At 62.8% G+C, this 21,232-nt stretch carries 24 protein-coding genes and 1 pseudogene; 15 read left to right on the forward strand and 10 right to left on the reverse strand.

The features are described 5' to 3' along the window. The first annotated feature begins 27 nt into the window (after positions 1–27). Entirely contained in the window at positions 28–732 is a 705-nt protein-coding gene (purQ, locus tag PE058_RS12935) for a phosphoribosylformylglycinamidine synthase subunit PurQ (protein ID WP_020086522.1), read from the forward strand. A gap of 401 nt (positions 733–1,133) precedes the next feature. Here the strand turns inward: purQ and PE058_RS12940 are convergent, their stop codons facing one another. Beyond that, positions 1,134–1,529 (reverse strand): hypothetical protein, encoded by a 396-nt coding sequence (locus tag PE058_RS12940; RefSeq protein WP_020086521.1) that lies wholly within the window; start codon positions 1,527–1,529, stop codon positions 1,134–1,136. A gap of 395 nt (positions 1,530–1,924) precedes the next feature. Here PE058_RS12940 and purL point away from each other — a divergent pair, with 395 nt between their 5' ends. The 6 genes and pseudogenes from purL (at position 1,925) to PE058_RS12970 (ending at position 8,249) form a co-directional block, all read left to right on the forward strand. Further along, positions 1,925–4,165 carry a phosphoribosylformylglycinamidine synthase subunit PurL gene (gene purL / locus PE058_RS12945; protein ID WP_271028572.1) on the forward strand — a complete coding sequence of 747 codons (2,241 nt, stop codon included), beginning with the start codon at positions 1,925–1,927 and terminating at the stop codon, positions 4,163–4,165. A gap of 809 nt (positions 4,166–4,974) precedes the next feature. Continuing rightward, positions 4,975–5,451 (forward strand): GNAT family N-acetyltransferase, encoded by a 477-nt coding sequence (locus PE058_RS12950; protein WP_271028573.1) that lies wholly within the window; start codon positions 4,975–4,977, stop codon positions 5,449–5,451. A gap of 157 nt (positions 5,452–5,608) precedes the next feature. Further along, positions 5,609–7,144, forward strand: a pseudogene (locus PE058_RS12955) (arylsulfatase); the annotation flags it as partial. A 70-nt stretch (positions 7,145–7,214) separates the two neighbouring features. Then, positions 7,215–7,400: a hypothetical protein gene (locus tag PE058_RS12960; protein WP_271028575.1), complete on the forward strand. Its 186-nt coding sequence runs from the start codon at positions 7,215–7,217 to the stop codon at positions 7,398–7,400. A gap of 83 nt (positions 7,401–7,483) precedes the next feature. Continuing rightward, positions 7,484–7,747, forward strand: coding sequence for a YjhX family toxin (locus PE058_RS12965; protein ID WP_020086516.1), 264 nt, complete (start codon positions 7,484–7,486; stop codon positions 7,745–7,747). 1 nt (position 7,748) lies between these two features. Then, positions 7,749–8,249, forward strand: coding sequence for a GNAT family N-acetyltransferase (locus PE058_RS12970; RefSeq protein WP_271028576.1), 501 nt, complete (start codon positions 7,749–7,751; stop codon positions 8,247–8,249). A gap of 95 nt (positions 8,250–8,344) precedes the next feature. Here PE058_RS12970 and arsH read toward each other — a convergent pair whose 3' ends face one another. From arsH to PE058_RS12995, 5 genes are read right to left on the reverse strand one after another with little or no spacing between them, the layout of a single operon-like run. Continuing rightward, on the reverse strand, positions 8,345–9,142 hold the full coding sequence (arsH, locus tag PE058_RS12975) for an arsenical resistance protein ArsH (protein WP_271028577.1): 798 nt from the start codon (positions 9,140–9,142) through the stop codon (positions 8,345–8,347). After that, entirely contained in the window at positions 9,139–9,558 is a 420-nt protein-coding gene (gene arsC / locus PE058_RS12980; protein WP_271028578.1) for an arsenate reductase (glutaredoxin), read from the reverse strand. The genes arsH and arsC overlap by 4 nt, the downstream gene beginning before the upstream one ends. A gap of 2 nt (positions 9,559–9,560) precedes the next feature. Beyond that, positions 9,561–10,262, reverse strand: coding sequence for an aquaporin (locus PE058_RS12985; RefSeq protein WP_271028579.1), 702 nt, complete (start codon positions 10,260–10,262; stop codon positions 9,561–9,563). Continuing rightward, positions 10,262–10,783: an arsenate reductase ArsC gene (locus PE058_RS12990; protein ID WP_271028580.1), complete on the reverse strand. Its 522-nt coding sequence runs from the start codon at positions 10,781–10,783 to the stop codon at positions 10,262–10,264. Before PE058_RS12990 ends, PE058_RS12985 begins: the two co-directional genes overlap by 1 nt. A 12-nt stretch (positions 10,784–10,795) precedes the next feature. Beyond that, positions 10,796–11,131 (reverse strand): ArsR/SmtB family transcription factor, encoded by a 336-nt coding sequence (locus PE058_RS12995; protein ID WP_020086510.1) that lies wholly within the window; start codon positions 11,129–11,131, stop codon positions 10,796–10,798. A gap of 171 nt (positions 11,132–11,302) precedes the next feature. Here PE058_RS12995 and PE058_RS13000 point away from each other — a divergent pair, with 171 nt between their 5' ends. The 3 genes from PE058_RS13000 to PE058_RS13010 all read left to right on the forward strand — a co-directional run bounded on the left by PE058_RS13000 (position 11,303) and on the right by PE058_RS13010 (position 13,234). Then, positions 11,303–11,695 carry a hypothetical protein gene (locus tag PE058_RS13000; RefSeq protein WP_271028581.1) on the forward strand — a complete coding sequence of 131 codons (393 nt, stop codon included), beginning with the start codon at positions 11,303–11,305 and terminating at the stop codon, positions 11,693–11,695. A gap of 271 nt (positions 11,696–11,966) precedes the next feature. Then, positions 11,967–12,629 (forward strand): hypothetical protein, encoded by a 663-nt coding sequence (locus PE058_RS13005; protein WP_271028582.1) that lies wholly within the window; start codon positions 11,967–11,969, stop codon positions 12,627–12,629. A 62-nt stretch (positions 12,630–12,691) separates the two neighbouring features. Next, positions 12,692–13,234, forward strand: coding sequence for a hypothetical protein (locus PE058_RS13010; RefSeq protein ID WP_271028583.1), 543 nt, complete (start codon positions 12,692–12,694; stop codon positions 13,232–13,234). Between the two features lie 155 nt (positions 13,235–13,389). Here PE058_RS13010 and PE058_RS13015 read toward each other — a convergent pair whose 3' ends face one another. Next, entirely contained in the window at positions 13,390–13,863 is a 474-nt protein-coding gene (locus PE058_RS13015) for a VOC family protein (RefSeq protein ID WP_020086507.1), read from the reverse strand. Positions 13,864–14,035: 172 nt separating this feature from the next. Continuing rightward, positions 14,036–15,463, reverse strand: a complete 1,428-nt coding sequence (locus PE058_RS13020; protein WP_020086506.1) for an aldehyde dehydrogenase family protein — start codon at positions 15,461–15,463, stop codon at positions 14,036–14,038. Between the two features lie 247 nt (positions 15,464–15,710). On the opposite strand from PE058_RS13020, the gene PE058_RS13025 reads away from it, so the two are divergent. The 5 genes from PE058_RS13025 to PE058_RS13045 all read left to right on the forward strand — a co-directional run bounded on the left by PE058_RS13025 (position 15,711) and on the right by PE058_RS13045 (position 19,239). Beyond that, the gene (locus tag PE058_RS13025) at positions 15,711–16,526 is read left to right on the forward strand and encodes a hypothetical protein (protein WP_271028584.1); all 816 of its coding nucleotides are present in this window, start codon (positions 15,711–15,713) and stop codon (positions 16,524–16,526) included. Positions 16,527–16,639: 113 nt separating this feature from the next. Beyond that, positions 16,640–16,876: a BolA family protein gene (locus PE058_RS13030; RefSeq protein WP_020086504.1), complete on the forward strand. Its 237-nt coding sequence runs from the start codon at positions 16,640–16,642 to the stop codon at positions 16,874–16,876. A gap of 137 nt (positions 16,877–17,013) precedes the next feature. Further along, a complete protein-coding gene (gene grxD / locus PE058_RS13035; protein WP_020086503.1) occupies positions 17,014–17,355 on the forward strand; it encodes a Grx4 family monothiol glutaredoxin in 342 nt (113 codons plus the stop codon). A 398-nt stretch (positions 17,356–17,753) separates the two neighbouring features. Beyond that, positions 17,754–18,869, forward strand: coding sequence for a paraquat-inducible protein A (locus tag PE058_RS13040; RefSeq protein WP_271028585.1), 1,116 nt, complete (start codon positions 17,754–17,756; stop codon positions 18,867–18,869). Positions 18,870–19,074: 205 nt separating this feature from the next. Beyond that, positions 19,075–19,239, forward strand: a complete 165-nt coding sequence (locus tag PE058_RS13045; protein ID WP_020086501.1) for a hypothetical protein — start codon at positions 19,075–19,077, stop codon at positions 19,237–19,239. Between the two features lie 598 nt (positions 19,240–19,837). Here PE058_RS13045 and PE058_RS13050 read toward each other — a convergent pair. Both PE058_RS13050 and PE058_RS13055 read right to left on the reverse strand, forming a co-directional pair. Next, on the reverse strand, positions 19,838–20,305 hold the full coding sequence (locus tag PE058_RS13050; protein ID WP_020086500.1) for a hypothetical protein: 468 nt from the start codon (positions 20,303–20,305) through the stop codon (positions 19,838–19,840). A gap of 130 nt (positions 20,306–20,435) precedes the next feature. Continuing rightward, positions 20,436–21,167, reverse strand: a complete 732-nt coding sequence (locus tag PE058_RS13055) for a phosphatase PAP2 family protein (protein ID WP_020086499.1) — start codon at positions 21,165–21,167, stop codon at positions 20,436–20,438. Between the last annotated feature and the right edge of the window lie 65 nt (positions 21,168–21,232).

A 21,232-nucleotide genomic window follows, 5' to 3' on the forward strand; every position in this document is an offset into this window, starting at 1 on the left:
ACGCGAACAAGAGGTTTGGAGCCAACTATGCTGCGCGCTTCCGTCATCGTCTTTCCGGGCTCGAACTGCGACCGCGACGTCAAGACCGCGCTCGAGCGCATCACCGGGTTTCCGGTAAAGATGGTCTGGCACGGCGATGCGTCTGTGCCCGCTTCCGACCTGATCGTGCTGCCGGGCGGCTTTTCCTACGGCGACTACCTGCGCTGCGGGGCGATGGCGGCGCATTCTCCGATCATGCGCGACGTGATCGCGAAGGCGAAAGCCGGCACGCCCGTGCTTGGCATCTGCAACGGCTTTCAAATTCTGTGCGAGTCGGGGCTTCTGCCCGGCGTGCTGATGCGCAACGCCTCGCTGCGCTTCATCTGCCGTGACGTCTACCTCAAGGTGGAAACCGACAAGACGTTCTTCACCAACACCTATCGGGCGGGCGAGGTCATTCGCGTGCCGATCGCGCACGCCGAGGGCAACTATTTCGCAGACGCCGAGACGCTGGATCGCCTGGAGGGCGAGGGACAGGTCGTGTTTCGCTATTGCGACAAGGACGGCTCCGTCTCGGCGGAGACCAGCCCGAACGGCGCGCAACGCAACATCGCGGGAATCGCGGACCCCACGGGGCGCATTCTCGGAATGATGCCGCATCCGGAGCGCCTCTACGAAGACCCGCTCGGCGGCACCGACGGACGGCGAATTTTCGAGAGCGCGCTCGTCAGCGCGGTGGCGGCCATGGCGTAGGGCAGCGCTGGAACACACTGAGGTTCGGAAAAGCGAAAGGGGCAGATCTTGCGATCTGCCCCTTGTTTATCCTCCGGCTTTGCCGGAGTGAGTATCGGTACCCGGCATCTCACCGGGCGGGCCGAACTCAGCGCCGCTTGGAACCCCGGCCCGAGACGGTCTCGGCGGACAGGGTCTGAAGAAGCGCGAGCAACACGGCTTTCATTGGAAAGTCTCTCTTGGTTAGTGCTTGCGTTGGAATCCTTATAGCCTGCTTCGCTGCCCAAAAGAACTGCGGCACTTGCTCGCCAGCAATGCATTTGGCGCCGCGGCCGTATGTCGCCTCTTAATATAATTACATAAAAAGCGGGCAGACCCTGGGGGCCTGCCCGCTATTCAAGCACTCAACTTAGAAATACTTCTTACGACTTGTAGGGCGCACGATCGAATACGCGCGCAGTCATACGGGCTGCTCCCGGACCGCAGAAGAATTCTGCAGACTGACCGGCGCTGGCATCCACCTGGACGCCCTTGCCGGGGTTTACGGGAACAACGAAGCGGGTGCCCGGGCTATCCAGCCCCGTCTCACCGCCGGAAACGTCGGCCACGACGACAGTCAGGTGGCAGGCGTTGTCCTTTGTCTCGAAGTAGCCAATGGCGTGTTTGCCGCCGATATCCAGGCTCAAACCGTGCCCGGGGCTCATGATCTCGTGCGAACTGCCCAGGTCGACCTTCGGCGTCGATCCGGCATACACCGCACCAGCCGCCAGAACACCCATCACACCCACTGCAGCGAGACGCTTCATCGTCTTCGACATGGCTGTGCTCCTCTCTTATCTTCAGGTTGCTCATCGATCGCCGCGGCGGGACACTCAACGCAGTCCAGCAATCCGGCTTGGGCATTTTCTAACACTATGACTTGGCAGACAAAATCCACAATGCTGCATAGCAGTATGCAGTTTTGTGCAGCGCGGGAATGCCGCATCACTCCGATGTCGCACCACCTCTCGCCGCCATAAAGGAGTCGTGGAGGAGAGGCTCCCCGCCCCTCCCCTTGGGCTGATGCGGTGTCGCGGGGATGGGAGAAGCGTCCTCACGCGAGCGACAAGTGCCGCACCACTCGCTATAAGCTCGGCTTTAGCGATCAAACTCCGCTTGAATCTCTTTAAAGCAGAGCTGACACACTCCGCCGAGACCGAAGGCCATATTCTTGATGCAGGACACCGTGACCGACACGCAGACCGCCAAAATCACGCCCGAGATCGTCGCTGCGCATGGGCTAAAGCCGGACGAATACCAGCGTCTGCTCAAGATCCTCGGCCGCGAGCCGCGCCTCACGGAGCTCGGCATCTTCTCTGTGATGTGGAGCGAGCACTGCTCCTACAAATCCTCGCGCGTGTGGTTGAAGACGCTCCCCACCAGCGGCGCCATGGTCATCCAGGGGCCCGGCGAGAACGCGGGCGTGGTGGACCTGGGAGACGGGGACGCCGCCATCTTCAAGATGGAGAGCCACAACCACCCCTCCTACATCGAGCCCTATCAGGGCGCCGCCACGGGCGTGGGCGGCATCATGCGCGACGTTTTCACGATGGGCGCGCGGCCGATCGCAAACCTCAACGCGCTGCGCTTCGGCGATCCCTCTCATCCCAAGACGCGCCACCTAGTGTCGGGCGTCGTGTCCGGCATCGGCGGCTACGGCAACTGCGTGGGGGTGCCGACGATCGGCGGCGAGGTGAACTTCGACGCCGGCTACAACGGCAACATCCTGGTCAACGCGATGTGCGTGGGCCTCGCCAAGACGGACAAGATCTTCTACTCGGCCGCCAAGGGCGTCGGGCTCCCGGTGGTCTACGTCGGCTCCAAGACCGGCCGCGACGGCATCCACGGCGCGACGATGGCTTCTGCCGAGTTCGACGACAAGAGCGAGGAGAAGCGCCCCACGGTGCAGGTGGGCGATCCCTTCACCGAGAAGCTCCTGATCGAGGCGTGCCTCGAAATGATGGCCTCGGACGCCATCATCGCCATCCAGGACATGGGTGCTGCGGGCCTCACCTCCTCCACCTCGGAGATGGCGGACAAAGGCGGCGTGGGCATCACGCTCGATCTCGACCACGTGCCCCAGCGCGAGGAAGGCATGACGGCCTACGAGATGATGCTCTCGGAGAGCCAGGAGCGCATGCTCATGATCCTGAAGCCGGGGCGCGAGCCCGAGGCGGAGGCGATCTTCAAGAAGTGGGGCCTCGATTTCGCGGTCATCGGCATCACCACCGACACGGGCCGCATGATCGTGATGCACAAGGGCGAGGTAGAGGCCGACCTGCCGGTTCCGGTGCTCGCCAACTCTGCCCCGATGTACGAGCGTCCGTGGTTCGCGCACGTTCCGCCGCAGCCGGTGCTGCCGCAGTGGGTGAAGGCGCCCAACGGCAACCTCGATGCCTTGAAGACGATGTTTGCCTCGCCCGCGCTCTGCTCGCGCCGCTGGGTGTGGGAGCAGTACGATCACATGGTGATGGGCGATACCATCGGCCGGCCAGGCGGCGATGCGGGCGTCGTGCGCATTCACGGCACCAAGAAGGGCCTCGCGGTGACGTGCGATGTCACGCCCCGCTACGTGGCCGCCGACCCGGAGATGGGCACCAAGCAGGCGGTTGTCGAGACGTGGCGCAACCTCACTGCCGTCGGCGCGGATCCGATCGCGATCACCGACAACATGAACTTCGGCAATCCCGAGCGGCCCGAGATCATGGGGCAGTTCGTGGGCTCCGTGCGCGGCATGGCGGAAGCCTGCCGCGTGCTCGACTATCCGGTCGTCTCCGGCAACGTGTCGCTCTACAACGAGACCAACGGCGTCGGCATTCCGCCGACCCCCGCGATCGGCGGGGTGGGCCTCATCCCCGACGTCGCGCACATGGCCGACATCCGCCTCAAGCGCGAGGGCGATCTGCTCGTCGTGCTCGGCCGCGAGCAGGGCTGGCTCGGCCAGTCGCTCTATCAGCAGATCATCTGCGAGAAGCTCGAAGGCGCGCCGCCGCCGGTGGATCTCGCCGACGAGATCAAGGCCGGACGCCTCGTGCGCGCACTGATCCGCGAAGGAAAGGTTTCGGCCGTGCACGACATCTCGGACGGCGGCCTCCTGGTTGCGATCGCGGAGATGTCCCTTGCCTCCGGCGAGAAGGGCAGCGGGCTCGGCGTGGAGCTGTTCGCCTACGAGGGCAAGCTTCCCGTGCACGCCATCTGGTTCGGCGAGGATCAGGGCCGCTACGTCGTGTCGGTCGACCCGGCGCGCGCGGAGGAAGTCATCGAGCGGGCGCGCCTGCTCGCGCTGCCCGCGCGCATCGTCGGGCGTACGGGCGGCAACGCCATCGTGCTCAAGGGCGAGCCGGAGCTGCCGCTTCCCGAGCTTGCCGAGATCAACGAGAGCTGGCTGCCGAAGTACATGGCGGGCGAGCTGTAAGGGCGGCTGTCAGGCCGGGCGCCTGCGCGTCCGGTCTCGAACGACAGAGAAGTGATTGAAGGTCGGGCTCTCTAGCGTCGTGGGGCGCAGCCCGACCGCTCTCCGAGGCAAGACTGTGCACACTCGCGAGCACGTGAGCCCGGGCTCGCGCCAGGATGGCGTGTGCAGATCCCTCTCAAGGGACGAAGCGTCCCTTGAACAGACCGAAGCCCGTCCGACGTTGCGCTATCTATTCGCGCCAGGCGTCGAGGTCTTCTCTACAGGCACAACCAAGCGCCCAAGCAGGTCTTGGGTTCCGACACTTTGCAAGCCATCTGCGAGGCGCGGCACGTCGTTGTCGCCGCTCCGTCTTCGCACTTGAGGTGGACCGGACCCCTGCCCTCGCGGCCCTGCCCATAGATTATGTTCTTAAGGCCGTTCTTAGCGAAGAGCTCCGCGATCGCATGGGTCGGAGCTTCTCCAACCGTTCCGACTTTGACGCAGTCGGCTTGAGCCGCCGCTGAAAGCGCGAAGATGATCCCCGTAGCCGCCAAGCCGAGTTTCAACGAACGCATGATCCCTCCGAAGAATGATCGATCCCTGCTTGAGAACTAGTTGAGCGCACGGCGCCCGACAATAGACTCAGCCTGTTGAGAACTGCGTTTACCCGCGAGCGTCCGAAAAGCGTGCCGCAATTGCCACGCATCCGGCGCTCGGCGCGCCGCAGGGAAGACACCTCTCTGGGCTTGAGCATTTCCCCCCGGGTGCAGTCGCGGGCGCTGGCGCTCAGGGCGAGACCTGGAATTGCGTGACTGTGGTAGTCTTTCGAAATGACTCCACCCATTGATTTCATCATTCTGCGCCCGGCAGATGTTCCCCTGATGCGAGAAATGCTCGGGACATTCGCAAGGGCTTTCGAGGACCCCGAGACCTATCTCGGCAATCAAGCAACTGACGCTTACCTCAGCGACCTTCTTGGAAAGGCTCACTTCATCGCCATCTGCGCCAAGACCGGCCCGGCTGTCGCCGGAGGCTTGGTCGCGTATCAACTCGACAAATTCGAGCAAGACCGGCGCGAGATCTACATCTACGACCTCGCTGTCGATGCTGAGTTCCGGCGTCGAGGCATCGCCACTGCAATGATAAATCTCCTGCAGGACGAGGCTTTTCGCAGGGATGCCTATGTGATTTTCGTGCAAGCCGATCTGGTGGATGCTCCCGCCATCGCGCTTTACGAGAAGCTCGGCATCAAGGAGACCGCGCATCATTTCGATATTGCGCCCGCCAGGAAAACGGCACCCGCGTGATGTGCTGTTTGACGGTGTCGTTTTCGGCCAGAAGCAGACATTAACTGAGCCCGAGAACTCTCTGGACGGTTGCCTACTTTGAGGACATTCTCAGTCGGCGGATCTCTGTCCGTAAAGACATTCGGTCTACGGGGCACTGCACTAGAGGGTTGCTTGATCGCAAACCGGGAGCGGTTCCATGGCAAAATCCGATAAGCCAAATGTCCTCTTCATCATGAGCGACGATATCGGCTGGTTCAATCTCAGTTGTTACAATCACGGTATAATGCGCTACCGAACTCCCAACCTCGACCGCATCGCGAGGGAAGGGGCGATGTTCACTGACTTCTATGGACAGCAGAGCTGCACGGCGGGCCGCGCCGCATTCATTACGGGTCAATCGCCCATTCGAACAGGCCTGACCAAGGTTGGCCTCCCTGGCGCCAAGCTCGGCCTCAGCTTCGACGATCCAAGCGTCGCCGAGTTCATGAAGCATTTCGGATATGCCACGGGTCAATTCGGCAAGAATCACCTCGGCGACCGGAACGAACACCTGCCGACCGTGCACGGCTTCGACGAGTTCTTCGGCAACCTCTATCATCTCAATGCCGAGGAGGAGCCGGAAACCCCTGACTATCCGAAGGGACAGGAATTTCGAAAAAAATATGGTCCACGTGGGATCCTTAAATGCTGGGCCACGGATAAGGATGACAAGACCGTCGATCCTCAATTCGGAATGGTCGGCAAACAGAAAATTGAGAACACCGGACCATGTGGAAAGAAGCGCATGGAGACGATTGACGAGGAATTTGTCGCTTCGGCTCTCGACTTCATGGAACGGAAGACCAAGGAAGGTGCACCGTGGTTCTGCTACATGAACACCACCCGCATGCATGTGTGGACGCATCTCAAACCAGCGTCGGAAGGCAAAACAGGCTTAGGTCTCTATCCGGACGGCATGGTCGAGCTTGACGGCTATGTCGGCCAGCTTTTGAAGAAGCTCGATGACCTCGGGGTCGCGGACAATACCATTGTCGTTTTCACGACCGACAACGGCGCCGAGAAGAACACCTGGCCTGATGGCGGCCAGACTCCCTTCCGCGGCGAGAAAGACACCAACTGGGAAGGTGGCTGGCGCATTCCGTGTGTCATGCGCTGGCCTGGAGTGATCAAACCAAGCACCGTTATCAACGACATCTGCTCGCTCCAGGACTTCATCCCAACCTTCGCCGCCGCCAACGGCGAGCCCGCGCTCGTAGAGAAGGTGAGGAAGGGCTACGAGATGAACGGCAAGACCTACAAGGTTCACCTCGACGGCGTGAACCTGCTGCCGTTCCTCAAAGGTGACGTCGACGAGTGTCCGCGCGAAGGCTTCCTGTACTGGAGTGATGACGGCGATCTCATCGCTCTGCGCGGGAACGACTGGAAGATGGTCTTTTCAGAGCAACGTCAAACGGCGGGTTTTGCAATCTGGCGAGAGCCGTTCTCCAAAATGAGAGTGCCAAAGTTGTTCAACCTTCGGGCTGATCCGTTCGAGTCGGCCGACGGCTCGATGTACTATGACCGGTGGTTCGCGGACCACAACTGGGTGCTGGTGCTTGCGCAGAAGATCGTCGGAGAGTGGCTCACCAGCTTTAAAGAGTTTCCGCCACGCGCTAAGGCCGCAAGCTTCAGCGTCGATCAGGTGGTCGAGGCATTGATGCCAAAAAGCTAGGGCAAGCTGCCATCGCGCTTCTGCTTGGGGTCAAAAGCTGACATTCCACAGAGGGCGTGGAGATTGGACCATGACCGCGCTTGAGGCGGTCAGTGCCACCGATCCGCGCATCGCGCGCCGGATCGGCGTCTGTGCATTCGCTTTTTTGAATTGTCAGGAACGCGCGCGCCCGATATTGGCAGGGTGCGCGGCGGCACTGTTCGTCTCGCGAAACCTGGAGACTGGATGTCTGAGATTGTGTGATCAGGCTCTCTGAACCTCAGAGAGCCTCGTGAAATTCATCGCCGCCGCGTGCACGCGCACGCGGGGTGTTTTTTCGCGCCATCACACGAGACCTCCATGAACATCTCACGACATGAGCAACGTGCGCTGCACGTTCTGGCCCTTGGCGGCTGCATCCAGCACGAACGCGGCGACGGTCCCAAGGTCACGGCCGTCACATGCGTCACGCGCGAGGGTATGATCCTCGCGGACTTCGATCTCACTATCTTCAACCGATTGCGGCGAAAGCGGCTGATCGAATCCCGGTCGGGCAGCCCCTATCGGATTTCGAAGCGCGGCCGAACCTTTGTCCGCGCGCAACTCGACAATCAGGGGGCATGACATGCTGATCCGCAACGAAACTCCTCGTGACATCCCTACGATCAGCCGGCTTGTCACGGAAGCTCTCCTGCTGCTTCCGCAATCTACGGGAACGGAGGCGAGCATCGTCGAGAAGCTGCGCGCGGACGGCGCACTTCTCCTCTCGCTCGTGGCTGAGGATGAGGGCGAGGCGGTCGGTTATCTGGCCGCTTCCGCGGCGCGGATCGGGACGCAGGGCGGCTGGGGCTTGATCGGCCCGCTCGTCGTTTCGCCGTCGAGGCATCGCCAAGGCATCGGCAGCGCGCTGATGGAAGAAGCCCTGCGCCGTTTGCGGGCCACGGGCCGGGGCGCAGCCCTGGTGGGCGATCCCGCCTATTATGGCCGGTTCGGCTTCCGGGCGTTCCCCGGCCTGGGCGTGGCCGGCTGTCCGCCGGAGGTGGTGCAGGCCTTGCCGTTCGACGGCAGCGAGCCGCGCGGGGAGCTCATTCACCACCGCGCGTTCGGTCTCGACCAGCAGGAGTGACAGAAGAAGGCCGGGCTGTGCTTCATCGGCGGCGCAGCCCGGCCGCTCTTGCGCCGGGGATGGCGTACAGGGGCGTTCAGCAGATGGGTGCGCGGCTATCGGCTTGGCGTGCCTTTGTTTGCGGACGCAGCCGGTCCGCAACATGGCGGCGTGTCGACGGCGGCCGCAAGGTTGACCCGCTTCGAAAGCTCCTCCGCGCTCTCCTTCCGCTCGCTGTAGCGGTCGACGAGGTAGGGAGCGCGGTCACGAAGCAGCAGGGTCATCTTGACCATCTCTTCCATGACGTCGACCACACGATCATAGAAGGCGGACGGCTTCATGCGGCCGGCTTCATCGAATTCGTTGAAGGCCTTGGCGACGGAAGACTGGTTCGGGATCGTGAACATCCGCATCCACCGCCCGAGCACGCGCATCTGGTTCACGGCGTTGAAAGACTGAGAGCCGCCGCACACCTGCATCAGGGCGAGCGTTTTTCCCTGCGTCGGGCGCACGGCGCCCACCGCAAGCGGGATCCAATCGATCTGTGCCTTCAGGATGGCGCTCATGGCCCCGTGTCGCTCGGGCGAGCACCACACCATTCCCTCTGACCATGCCGCGAGCTCGCGCAGCTCCTTCACCTTGGGCTGGTCTTCCGGCGCGCCGTCAGGAAGAGGAAGTCCGTCCGGATGAAAGAGGCGCGTCTCGGCGCCAAAGGCCTCGAGCAGCCGCTGCGCTTCGCATGCCAGCAGCCGGCTGTACGAGCGCTTCCGGACCGAGCCGTAAAGCAGGAGGATGCGGGGCGGATGCCGTGACGGGGTCTTCACATCGAGCAATTGCGCGCCGGGTATCTCGAAGCAGGCCGGGTCGATGTTGGGAAGCGTCGGATATGCGCTGGCGGGGCCGTCTGCTGTCATGCGCGCGCCGCCTTCCGCGCCGGGATGATCTCGCCGTCCTCTTTTACGAAAGGGCCGATATCCGGATTCGGCAGGATGTCGATAACGGCTTCCGAAGGCCGGCAAAGCCGCGTGCCGAGAGGCGTCACCACGATCGGGCGATTGATGAGGATCGGATGCGCCATCATGAAATCGATCAGCTCGTCGTCGGTCCATTTGGGATCATCGAGCCCGAGCGCGTCGTACGGCGTGCCCTTCCGCCGCAACAGATCCCGCACGGGGATGCCCATGGCTCGGATGAGCGCCGCCAGCTCCTCGCGCGACGGAGGCGTGACCAGGTACTCGACCACGCGCGGCTCTTCGCCACTTTGGCGGATCATGGCCAGCGTGTTGCGCGAGGTGCCGCACGCAGGGTTGTGGTAGATGGTGATGCTCATGCTCACTCCGCAGGCGACGTTACACCGGGGCGCTCGCTCGGCTGTCCAGCCCCGGTCAGCATAAATACGAACGCGAGAGCCGAAAGCGCTCCAGCGACTTGAACGACGACGAACACCGGCACATCCATCAACCTTATGCCTGTGAACGTGTCCGAAAAAGCGCGTGCCAGCGTCACCGCAGGGTTGGCGAACGACGTGGACGCGGTGAACCAGTAGGCGGCCGTGATGTAGAGCCCGACGCTCGTGGCAACGGCCTCGGGTCTGCTCCGCAACGTCAAAAGGATCGTCGCGACCAAACCGAAAGCGGCGACCCATTCGGACAGGGCTTGACCCCACCCGCTTCTGACTTTCTGGGAAAGCTGAAGGATCGGCAAATCGAACATGGCATGGGCCAAGAGCACGCCGGCAATCGCGCCCGCCGTCTGCGCCAGGATGTAGGCCGCCGCTGCCGGAAGCTCGATATCGCGCCGGACGGCGAAGACGGTGGTGACAGCCGGGTTGAAATGAGCGCCCGAGACCGGCCCCAGCATGGTGATCAAAACCACCAGGATCGCCCCGGTCGCCAGCGTGTTGGCTAAGAGCGCCACGGCGACGTTGCCGCCGGAAAGCGCCTCACCCATGACACCGGAGCCGATCACGGTAGCAAGCAGCAGAGCGGTGCCCGCGAACTCCGCGAGCAGGCGCTGCGAGAGAGACGGCCCCATCAGGCGTCCTCCGGTGCAGCCACGGCCGCGCGTCCGATCTCGTCCAGACGCTTTTGAAGCGACAGCTTGTCGAGCGAGGCGAGCGGCAGGTTCGTGAAGATGCTGATCCGCTGGTAGAGCATCCGATGCGTATCGGCGAAGGCAAAGCGCCGCTCGCTCTCATTGCCCTCGGCCATGCCCGGATCGGGCAAGCCCCAATGGGCGCTGATGGGCTGGCCCGGCCAAACGGGGCAGACTTCATTGGCTGCGTTGTCGCAGACCGTGAACACGAAATCGAGGCCTGGCGCGCCCGGCCCCGTGAATTCCTCCCAGGACTTCGAGCGCAACGAAGACGTATCGTAGTTGAGCTTCTCCAAGAGCTCGCGGGCATACGGATGCACCCTGCCGCTCGGCTGGCTGCCGGCGCTGCAGGCCTTGAAGCGTCCGGCACCTAGACGGTTGAGGATCGCCTCCGCGATGACGGAGCGCGCGGAATTGTGAGTGCAGAGGAACAGCACGTTGAGCGGCTTCTCTGTTGTCATCGTTGGCCTCCCTTACTTACAGACGCTACGGACCTTCTTGACGCTTGCGCCACAGAGCTGCGGTTTGCCCTGGCAGCAATCCTCGGTGAGGTAAGTCAAAAGCTGGCGCATGCCTTCGACGTGAACCGCGTAACGGATGAACCGGCCGTCTCGCGTGCCGCGGATCAGACCGGCCCGATCCAGCTCCTTCAGATGAAAGGAGGCGCCTGTCGGCGTTGCCCCCACAGCTTCGGCAATCTCCGATGCCGGCAGGCCATTGGGGCCTTCGACCACCAGCAAACGGAAGATCGCAAGGCGCTGCTGATGCGCGAGCGCGGCAAGGGCGGTTACTGCCTGGTTCTCATCCATACACCTACACTACAATAATTATTGTAGTGTACAATAGGAAGAGCAGATGCGATCGCGTTTTCTTTCGAACACGCCTTATCAGGGGAAGGCGTCACAGGCTCGGTCACTTCGCTTCCGATGTGGTATGAACGCGAAGGCCGTCTCCGATTACGCGCTCAGGTGATCGACCTCATGCAGCAGATCGCGCTGATTGCCATTCTTGGCATCGTCATCGTGGACATCGCCTTTCAAAAGGCGACGGGCGCGGTCCCGCAGTCGAGCGTTGCGGGCACGATACTTCTCACGCTGGCTTTTCTCGCCGCGGCAATCGCTGTCGGAACCCATGAGGCGATAGTCAATGCGCGTGGTGCGGGAGGTTATGTCGTGAGCATAGCGCTGGCGGTGCTCGGCGCTTTCGTCGCCGCCAGTCTCAGCAGTATCGTTTTGGAGCCGATACTCCGTCTTATGTCCCTGGAAGGCTCAATCGATCCGCGCCCCTGGAGCTTCGTGGCGTCCGCCGGAATGATGCTGTTCGTGCTGATCGGAGCGCGTTTTGGTCTCTCTAAGGGCAAGCGCTGGCGATGAATTGGCCACGCGTCGGTGACGACACGGTGCGCTTGCTGGGTGGTTATCGCTTGGGGGCAGGAGCGGACGAAGCCGCCTGCATGAGGAAGGGAAGTCGGCCCGTCCTCATCGCCGAGATCGTCGGCGCGCGAAACATCGCGCAGAGGCAGCGCGTGCTCGACGGCAAGACCTACAAGCGTATCGTGTAGCCTGACGCATGTTTTTTCCATCACGTTGACGCGTTTTTGCAAGCGGCCTCGCCTCCTCCCCAGCTCTCGCGTATCCTTTCGGCATGAAGAACGCCGACCTCAAAGCCTTGGACCTGCGCGCCGCGCTCAAGCCCCTCGAGCCCGTCTTCCGGAACATCTCGACCAACGGCCGTACAATCCCGCTCGAACACGGCCGCGAGATCAAGGTTTTCGGCGACTTAAAACCGCGCGAACTGGCCGTGAACTGGCTGCTCGCGGCCGTTGCCGATCATCTTTTCCCAGACATGCACTTCACCGTCGCCACTAATCCCGAGGGCGGCGACGGCCAGATCTACGATCTTATTTCTCGCACGGGACTTCCGACCGAACACGTGATCGTACGTGGCGGCGACGCGCCGGTCGACGACCTCATCCTCAACGCCATCCAAAAGAAGGTCGAGAAGGGCGGCAAGGCCTACGCCGGTGGCAAGACCCTCGTCGTTTTCAGATACAGCGGCGGGGACAAGCAGCAATGGTTCCCCAACAAGCTCGCCCGCCGCCTGCCGAACCCGTTGCATTTCGAAGCCGTGTGGGTGGTGGGCTTCGAGGGGTATTCCTCCGACGGAATGGTCTACGCCGTGACGCGCTTGGAAAGAGAAAGTTCACCAGTGTGGTGGGTGACCATCGCCCCTGACTTCCTAACCTGGGCGATCACCGAGCAAAGGCCTGCGTTCGATCCCACGCACGACCCGGAGGTTGCCTCTTAGACGCGAGGCCTTGGACGCGCTACCCCAGAATCACGTTTCAACCTTCTTAGGTCACGCACCCCATGACAAGCATCGACAAGCAGACCGCTTCACGTCGCCTGATTGCCAGCGCCGTGAAGGACACTTTCTGGGAAGAGGACATTCTCGGCATCCACGTCCGCACCATGGCCGCCTACGACCTTCTGCGCGAATACGCCGATGCGAAGAAGCTGGCGCTTTCCTGGGACCTGCGGGACTTCATCAAGGAGGAGCACTTCAAGGAAGCCATCAAGGACTATTTCAAAAAGCCGTACAATTTCCTGAAGCATGCCAAGGACGATGCCGATGCCACGTTGGATGTCTCGAAGCTGGAAGACATCAACGACATCTTCCTCCTCTGGGTCGCCCGGATGCACCACGACTGCTTCAAGGAATGGAGCAAGCACCAGTCGCTCTTCGTCAACTACATGGCCTTCTCGCGTCCCAACATCATCAAGGATGGGACGTTCAAGGAGACCATCAACGAAAACCTTAAGACCTTGAAGGCCGACACCCGCGGCGCGTGGCTGAAGCTATTTCGGGGGGTCTATGTGGATTCCAATCTTTTCGAACACGAGGAAAAGTAGCGGGTTGCGGTGAGTGGCCGCTCCGGGTCAAAAGCAGTCATCTCACATAACGCGTGAAGGTCCCGGCTTTTGCCGGGATTGGTTGTGGGGCGTTCGGCCTTGGAGGGTGGTTCGGCGTCGCTTCTTAGAGAGCGCTTAGATAGTCCCGGCCCCGTTCACCCGCGCCGGGCGGCTTCGATGGCGGCGATGTCGATCTTGCCCATGGTCATCATCGCTTCGAAGGCACGTTTTGCTTCCGCCCCGCCGGCGGCAAGGGCCTCCGTCAGCACGCGCGGCGTGATCTGCCAGGAGATGCCCCACTTGTCCTTGCACCAGCCGCACGCGCTCTCCTGGCCGCCGTTGCCGACAATGGCGTTCCAGTAGCGGTCTGTCTCCTCCTGATCGTCGGTCGCGATCTGGAACGAGAAGGCTTCGGTGTGCTTGAAGGCCGGGCCGCCGTTGAGGCCGAGGCACGGAACGCCCGCCACCGTGAACTCCACGGTGAGAACATCGCCCGCCTTTCCGGACGGATAGTCGCTCGGCGCGCGGTGAACAGCCGTGACGGTGCTGTCGGGGAAGGTCGCCGCGTAGAACCGCGCGGCAGCCTCGGCATCCTTGTCGTACCAGACGCAGATCGTGTTCTTGGCCATGGCGTCTCCTCTCGTCCCGGGAAGGGTTGATGCCTCAAGGACGACGGCGATCCTGCCTATCCGACATCGCGCCGCAACTTTTTCCGCCGTGGCTGCCAGATGAAAGCCGGTCCGGCACTCGACGGCTTAGCCCTCAGCGTTGCCGGACCATGCAGACGCGCCTCTCCTGGCGCTACTCGCCCCAGCCGCCGATGGCCTTGACCTCGAGGTATTCCTCCAGACCGAAGCGGCCCCATTCGCGGCCGTTGCCCGATTGCTTGAAGCCGCCGAACGGCGCACGGCGGTCGTTCATGACGCCGTTGAGGTTGACGTTGCCGGCCCGGATGCGCCGCGCGACGGCGCGAGCGTGTGCGATGTCGCCGGACGAGACGTATCCCGCGAGGCCGTAGGGCGTGTCGTTGGCGATGCGCACAGCCTCCTCCTCGTCCTTGTAGGCGAGGATAGAGAGCACGGGCCCGAAGATCTCCTCGCGCGCGATCGTCATCTCGGGCGTCACGCCGGCGAACACGGTCGGGCGCACGTAGAAGCCTTTGTTCAAGCCCTCGGGGCGGCCGGGGCCACCCGCCGCGAGCGTTGCGCCTTCTGCCACGCCACTTTCGATCAGACGCTGGATTTTCTCCCACTGCGTGCGATTGACGACGGGGCCGAGATCGATGCCCGCCGTGCGCGGGTTACCGACGCGGAGACTGTTGGCGACGCCCGCCGCGATCTCCGCGGCCTCCTTCATGCGCTCGGCCGGCACCAGCATGCGCGTCGGCGCGTTGCAGGACTGGCCGGAATTGTTGAAGCAGTGGCGCGTGCCGCCCGCCACGGCCTTCTCGAAGTCTGCGTCGGGCAGAATGATGTTCGGCGACTTTCCGCCGAGCTCCTGAGTCACGCGCTTCACGGTGGGGGCGGCGCGGATCGCCACATCGATCCCGGCGCGGGTCGAACCCGTGAAGGAGATCATGTCGATGCCGGGATGGGCACTGAGCGCAGCGCCAACCTCCGGGCCCAATCCGTTGATCATGTTGAACACGCCCGGCGGCACGCCGGCTTCGTGCAGCACCTCGGCCAGGATGAGCGCCGCGGTCGGCGTGTATTCGGACGGCTTCAGAACCATGGTGCAGCCTGCGGCCAGCGCGGGGGCGACCTTGCAGGCGATCTGGTTCAGCGGCCAGTTCCACGGCGTCACCATGCCGGCGACGCCGACCGGCTCGCGCACCACGAGCGCGTGGCCCAGGCGCTCCTCGAACTCGTAGGTCTTCAAGGCTTCGAGCGTCGTCATAAAATGGCTGAGGCCGGAGCCCGCGTGAGCCCGCTCGGCCAGCGTGAGCGGCGCACCCATCTCATCCGACACCGCGGCGCCGATCTCCCTCATGCGCCGCGAGTAGATCTCCATGATGCGCGTGAGCAGCGCCACGCGCTCCTCGCGCGTGGTTGCGGCGAAGGCGGGCCAGGCCTCGCGTGCAGCGGCGACGGCGCTGTCCACATCGGCGGGGCTGCCGAGTGCGATCTCGTAGAGCGGCTCCTCGGTCGCAGGATTGACGACCGGAAGCGTCCGCAGCTCCTTCGGCTCGACCCACGCTCCACCGATGTAAAATTTCGTCCGCTCCGTCATGTCGATCGTGTTGCCTCCCTGAACAGACCCAGGGGTCTCTCTTCGCACGCAAAACCCTGCGGGGCCAGCCCTAGGGCCGCGACTCCTTGTATCTGCGCCCGCCTATTCGGAAATGAAAAAATAACCAGTTTCTTCCTTTTATTTTCTTGGAAATTTCGCGATTTCTATCCGGAAAATTTCTCGAATAGATAAAAGTTTAAGTTTGCGGGCGGATACTGGCTCTCACGTTTCAAGGGGAGTTTCAGTAATGCGTACCGCGACCTTCACCCTCGCCGGGCTCTTGACTGCGGCCCTCGTTCCTCTTTCGCTGGATCATCATCCTCAAAGCACGCCCGCGCCCCGGATTTCGCAGTCCATCATGGGACCGAGCATCCAGGCTTCGGTGCTCACCGCGCTCGCGACAGCCAAGCGCAACAGCGAAATTGAAAGATCGCTCATCGTTTCGAAATTGGCTCGCGGCAAGGAATTCGCCGTGGCGCGCAATCGTGAAATCGACGCCTCTATAATCGCGAGCGCTGCCGCGAGGCCGGCGCTCTTCGCCGCCGCGCGCATGCAGGAACTCGACGCCTGGCGCGTGCGCGCCGAGAAGTTCCAGACCGCCGTTTTCGTGGCCGCTCGCAACGCCGAGATCCATCAGTCGCTCGCGCGCCATCAGATCGCCCGCCCGGCACTTTTCCAAGAAGCGCGTAATCAGGAGATTGCCCGCTCGATGGAGATGGTGGAAAGCGTCCGCACGGCAGCCTTCGCGGCCGAGCGGAATGCGGAGATCGCCGCATCGACGTCCGCCTACGAGGCCCAGCGCACCCAGATGTTCGCGGAGGCCCGCAATCGTGAGATCGAGACGAGCCACGCGCTCGTCGAGCGCCAGCGCGAGATCGCATTCGTCGCCGCCCGCAACGCCGAGATCGAGCTCTCGATGGCGCGCGTGGCGGGGGACTCGAACTTCGTGGCGCTGGCCCGCATCGCGCCCTACATCGCCCAGACGGGCCACCTCCATACCCGCAATCTCGATGCCGGCCGGATCGAGACCGGCAGCATCAAGACCCTTGAGCCCGCTCGCTGAACGCGAGAGGAGGCACAACCGCCGCGCGTCTTTCCCTTCGTTTTCTCTCCCTGTAGACTTGGCAAGGCCGCCCGCCCAGGCGGCCTTGACCGTTTCAGGAGACCCTACGCCCCATGCCCATGGACCCGACCGAGATCGAGCGGCTGATCAAGACCAAGTTTCCGGATGCCACCGTGGACATCCAAGATCTCGCAGGAGATGGCGATCATTATGCTGCCCGCGTGGTAAGCCGTGAATTCAAAGGCAAATCCAGGGTGCAACAGCATCAGATGGTCTATGACGCCCTCGGCGGGCGCATGGGCGGCGTGCTGCACGCCCTGGCGCTGACCACCGCCGCGCCGCCGGAGTAAGACGAGGCCGCCGTGCGCGCGCCCTGCCCGGGCGTGCCCAAGCGCGCATTGACAACTGCCCAATCGACGCCACATCTACCGGCACGATTTCAGACCGGCGCGCTTGCCGCCGGGCCCAGACCAGGAAGGCTCCGACTATGACCGATGCGGCCGTGAACGATGCGATCAAGAAGACCATCGACAGCAACGACGTGGTTCTTTTCATGAAGGGGACGGCCAAGTTCCCCCAGTGCGGGTTCTCCGCGCAGGTGGCGCAGATCCTCAACCACCTCGGCGTGCCCTACAAGGACGTCAACGTGCTGGAAGATCAGGCGCTTCGTGAAGGCATCAAGGCCTACACCAACTGGCCGACCATTCCCCAGCTCTACGTGAAGGGCGAGTTCATCGGCGGCTGCGACATCGTCCGGGAGATGTTCCAGGCTGGTGAGTTGCATGCGCTCATTCACGAGAAGGGCATTGCCCATACCAACCACGGCTAAGACCGCGGACCGCTTCGTGGCTTCTGCTCCGAGAGGGGCTGGATGCGGCTGTCGCCCCGGTCGAGCACGGCTTCTCCCCTAACGCGACGCATGGCTGCGATGTGTCTGGATCCCGGCCTCCGCCGGGATGACGGGATAGAGGGGGAGCACGTCGCTCTAGCGCGACGTCCATCTGGCGCCGCACTTTTCGGCGGCGGCTCATATCCTCCACGGCAACGGCCGGGGGTGGGCGATTTCCGCCTTGAAACGGACGTCGAGGTTTAAGCTATCCGCGGCCAGGCGAGCACTTCGGCCGAGCCAGCGGGCGCAACCCTACATACCCGGTCAAAGTTTTGACGCCGAGGCCGCCTCTAGTTCATTCTGAGCGGCGTGACTGGGTGCAGGGCTTGGATCGGGCGATGAGGCTGGGCGGACGGCGATTTCTGTTGAGCCTCGCCATCATCGGGGCGGCGGTGTGCCTCGCTCTCGGCATCTCGCTGCCGATCATCCGGCTCACCAAGTACGTATTCTGGACAACCGAGCATTCGCTGCTCTCGACAGTTCAGGTGCTGATCGAGGACGGGCAGACGTTTCTCGGCGGCACCGTTCTCATCTTCTCGATCGTGCTGCCGGTCCTGAAGCTGCTTTATCTCCTGCTCGTCTCCACCCTCCCCGCCGTCGAGATCACGCGCCAGCAGCGCAGGCTCAAGGCGCTCGAGTGGCTCGGCAAATGGTCGATGCACGACGTGCTCGTGCTCTCCCTCACCATCTTCTTCATCAAGGCACAGGGCTTCTACGACGCGGCGAGCCTGTCGGGCGTTTACTTCTTCACGGCCGCGGTCGTGCTGATGATCCTCTCCTATGCCTGGCTGCGCACGGAAGGTCTGGCGGCGATGCGCGAGCCCATGACGCAGACGGCGATGACGCGCCCGCTCTCGCCGTTCCGCAACTTCGTGCTCTCGTTCCTGATCATCCTGGCGACGGTGTTCTTCGCGCTCGGCATCATCCTGCCGGTGATCCGCTTCACCACCATCTACGTGTGGACCAACGAGCACTCGATCGCGACCATCATCTGGGCGCTGTTCGAGAACGAGGAGTACTTCCTGACGGTGGTGCTGTTCCTGTTCTCGATCTTTTTCCCGTTCCTGAAGCTGTTCTATCTGCTCACGCTCGTCACCTCTCCCGACATCCCGCCCGAGTTCCGCAAGAAATCGATCTCGACCATGGAATGGCTCGGCCGGTACTCGATGACGGATGTGATGGTTCTGGCGCTCATGATCTTCTACGTGAACTCGTCGGGCTACACGGAAGCGACCGTGCTGCCGGGCGTCTATTTCTTCGCCGCCTCCGCCATCATCACGATGCTCGCCTATGGGTGGGCGAACTCGGTCCCAGCCGCCCGTCGCGCGCAAACTGCCCCTGTCGCCGAGCCTCCGCCGCCCTCGCCGCCTGCGCCCAAAGCCACGCAAGAGGACGACACCTCGCATATCGTCTCCTTGCCCACGAACCCGGGGCGGCGTCACCGTCCGGCTTAGGCCGCCCGTATCAGCCGTGGTGCGAGGCGCCGGGGAGCTGCACGGTGCGGCTCGCTTGTCTCTCCCTCTTTTCCTTTGCTGGATTTCTGAACGATAGCAGCCCGCTTCATGGCTTCTGTGGGTGCGTCCACGCGCGCGGATTGACAGCGCAAAGACCTCGGCGCAAAATATGTATCAATAATACATCTTTAAAAAAGGTCGTCTCATGGTCCTGCTCGATTGGGTTGTGCGCCTGTTTCTCGCGCCGGGAGATCTCGTCCGCCGGCGCCTCGGCATCACCGTCGAGGAGGATGGCGGCATCATCCGCTCGTTCGTAAACATGTGCGTGTGGGGCCTCGTCACTGTCATTGCGGTCGTTTATCTGCATTGACCCGAGCGGCGCCGGCATGCGCCGCGCCGCACCCCATTTCCTTGCGCCCACCAACTCCACGGCCGGGCGTGGGCCGGCCGATCCAGGGCCGTTGCAGCAAGCTGCCCTGGATGACCGCCTGTCGATGCGAAGCATCGCTCCGCGACGAGGGCGGTCATGCTGTTTATGGGAAGCGTCGTCGCACCGTGGCGGATGGCGAGGCCGCGTCGAGTTGAAAGCTATCGGTGGATCGCGCGACCAGTCACCGACGGCTGCATTCTGGAGCGTGTCTGGATCCCGGCCTGCGCCGGGATGACGAATGCGGTGGAGGCGTCACCCGAACACACCGCCGGGGCGGTCGGCCTGGATGCCATCAGGACGGAGGCTGCTCGCCTCCGCATTCGGCCGGCCAGTGACGGGATGACGGGAGATGCAGCGCGCCACTCAGCGGCTTCATGCGGTCACGACGCACCGTTTCGGTGGCTCGATCAGGCTCTAAAAGAAAAAGAAGCGCAGGCCTTTGCGGCTCGTGCATACGGCCGAAACGAGGTCGAAGCGCGATCGCTCAAACAAACGGCGCCTGCACGGGGCTGTCCCACACAGGCGCGAATTCGGAGGTTCAGGTGCGCGTGAGATCTCTCTTGGCGTACTGTTTCCGGATGTATTGTTTTTTCGCGTAGCGCTTTTTGACTACGTTCTGCTTGTCGTAGCTCTTGGCTACGTCGTCCTTCTTTGCGTAGGCCTTCCGTTTCGCAGCGGCCTTGTAGGCGTACTGCTTCTTGGTGTCGGCCTTGGCTGCGTAGTGCTTCTTGGTGGCCGGCTTCTGAGCGTAGGTCTTCTTCTTCTGAAGCGAAGCGACCTTTGCCTTCTTGATCTCTCCCGCATCCGCGAGAGCACCAATACACCGTGAGGAAAGCCGGGGTCCGACATCCCTCATGCACTGTCGGAGGCCGGGGCTTCCGACAGCATGCATGCTGCAATGAGCGAAGTAGTCATCGCGGCATGCCAGTTTCACCGCCAGACTGACGGCGTGGACATTACTCACTGAGAACGCGAGCGCTACGACTGCAAGGATCGTGGCTTTCATGGGGTGTCCTCCGTGGCACCCCAGTAATTCACCAGATTCTCGTTATTTTGGCTAAGTCTTTAGCTCCATTTCGCCGCTGACTTTCTGACGAAGATACTGACGTCACGTAGATTACGCTCGCTGCACATGCTCAGCGGCGCGTGCCCGTCGGCTGCAGGCGCAGCAGCAGATACCAGCACATGAGCACCCAGCTGCCGCCGATAGCCCACCCGGCGAGCACGTCCGTCGGCCAGTGCACTCCAAGATAGATGCGGCTCAGGCCGACCATCAGCGCGATGGCGACACACACCGACAGGATGAAGATCTTCACGCGGCTGCTCGCCTCCACGCGCGCCAGCATCATGCCGAGCATCAGGTAGACGATCGTCGAGTTGGCGGAGTGGCCCGAGGGAAAACTCTCGGTCGTGACATAGGCGCCGTGCGCCACGATGTCCGGGCGGGGGCGCGCAAAGCCGAGCTTCAGCAGACGATTGACCCCGGCCCCCGCGGCGACGGCAAAGATGAGGAAGGCCGCCTTCTCCGGCGACCGGGTCATGAAGAGGTATCCGGCGACGACGATCACGGCGAGCGTCAGCACAACCGTGCTGCCGAGCGCCGTGACATCGCGCACCATCTCCTCGAACCAGAGGGGACCTATGGGATCGGCCGGGTTGCCAGGCTCGCGCAGCGCCAGCAGCACCCATTCGTCGAAGCGGCGCGTATGGCCTTCCATCACTGCATCTGCGAATTGGGCGAAGCCGAACCCAGCCGCGCCCACGGCGGCCACGGCCAGAAGGGGCTTGAGCTCGAACCAGCGGGCCGGCGACGACAGCCCCACTCCTGTCTTCTGCTCGGGCACGGCTTTGTGCGGTTCCTCGGTCATTCTCCCCCCTTCGGGTGCGGCATCCCCGGCAGATCCCATTCTTGATTCACGATTTTTCGCCCCCA

This window comes from Hyphomicrobium sp. DMF-1 (assembly GCF_027886585.1).
GTDB classification, from domain to species: Bacteria; Pseudomonadota; Alphaproteobacteria; order Rhizobiales; family Hyphomicrobiaceae; genus Hyphomicrobium_C; species Hyphomicrobium_C zavarzinii.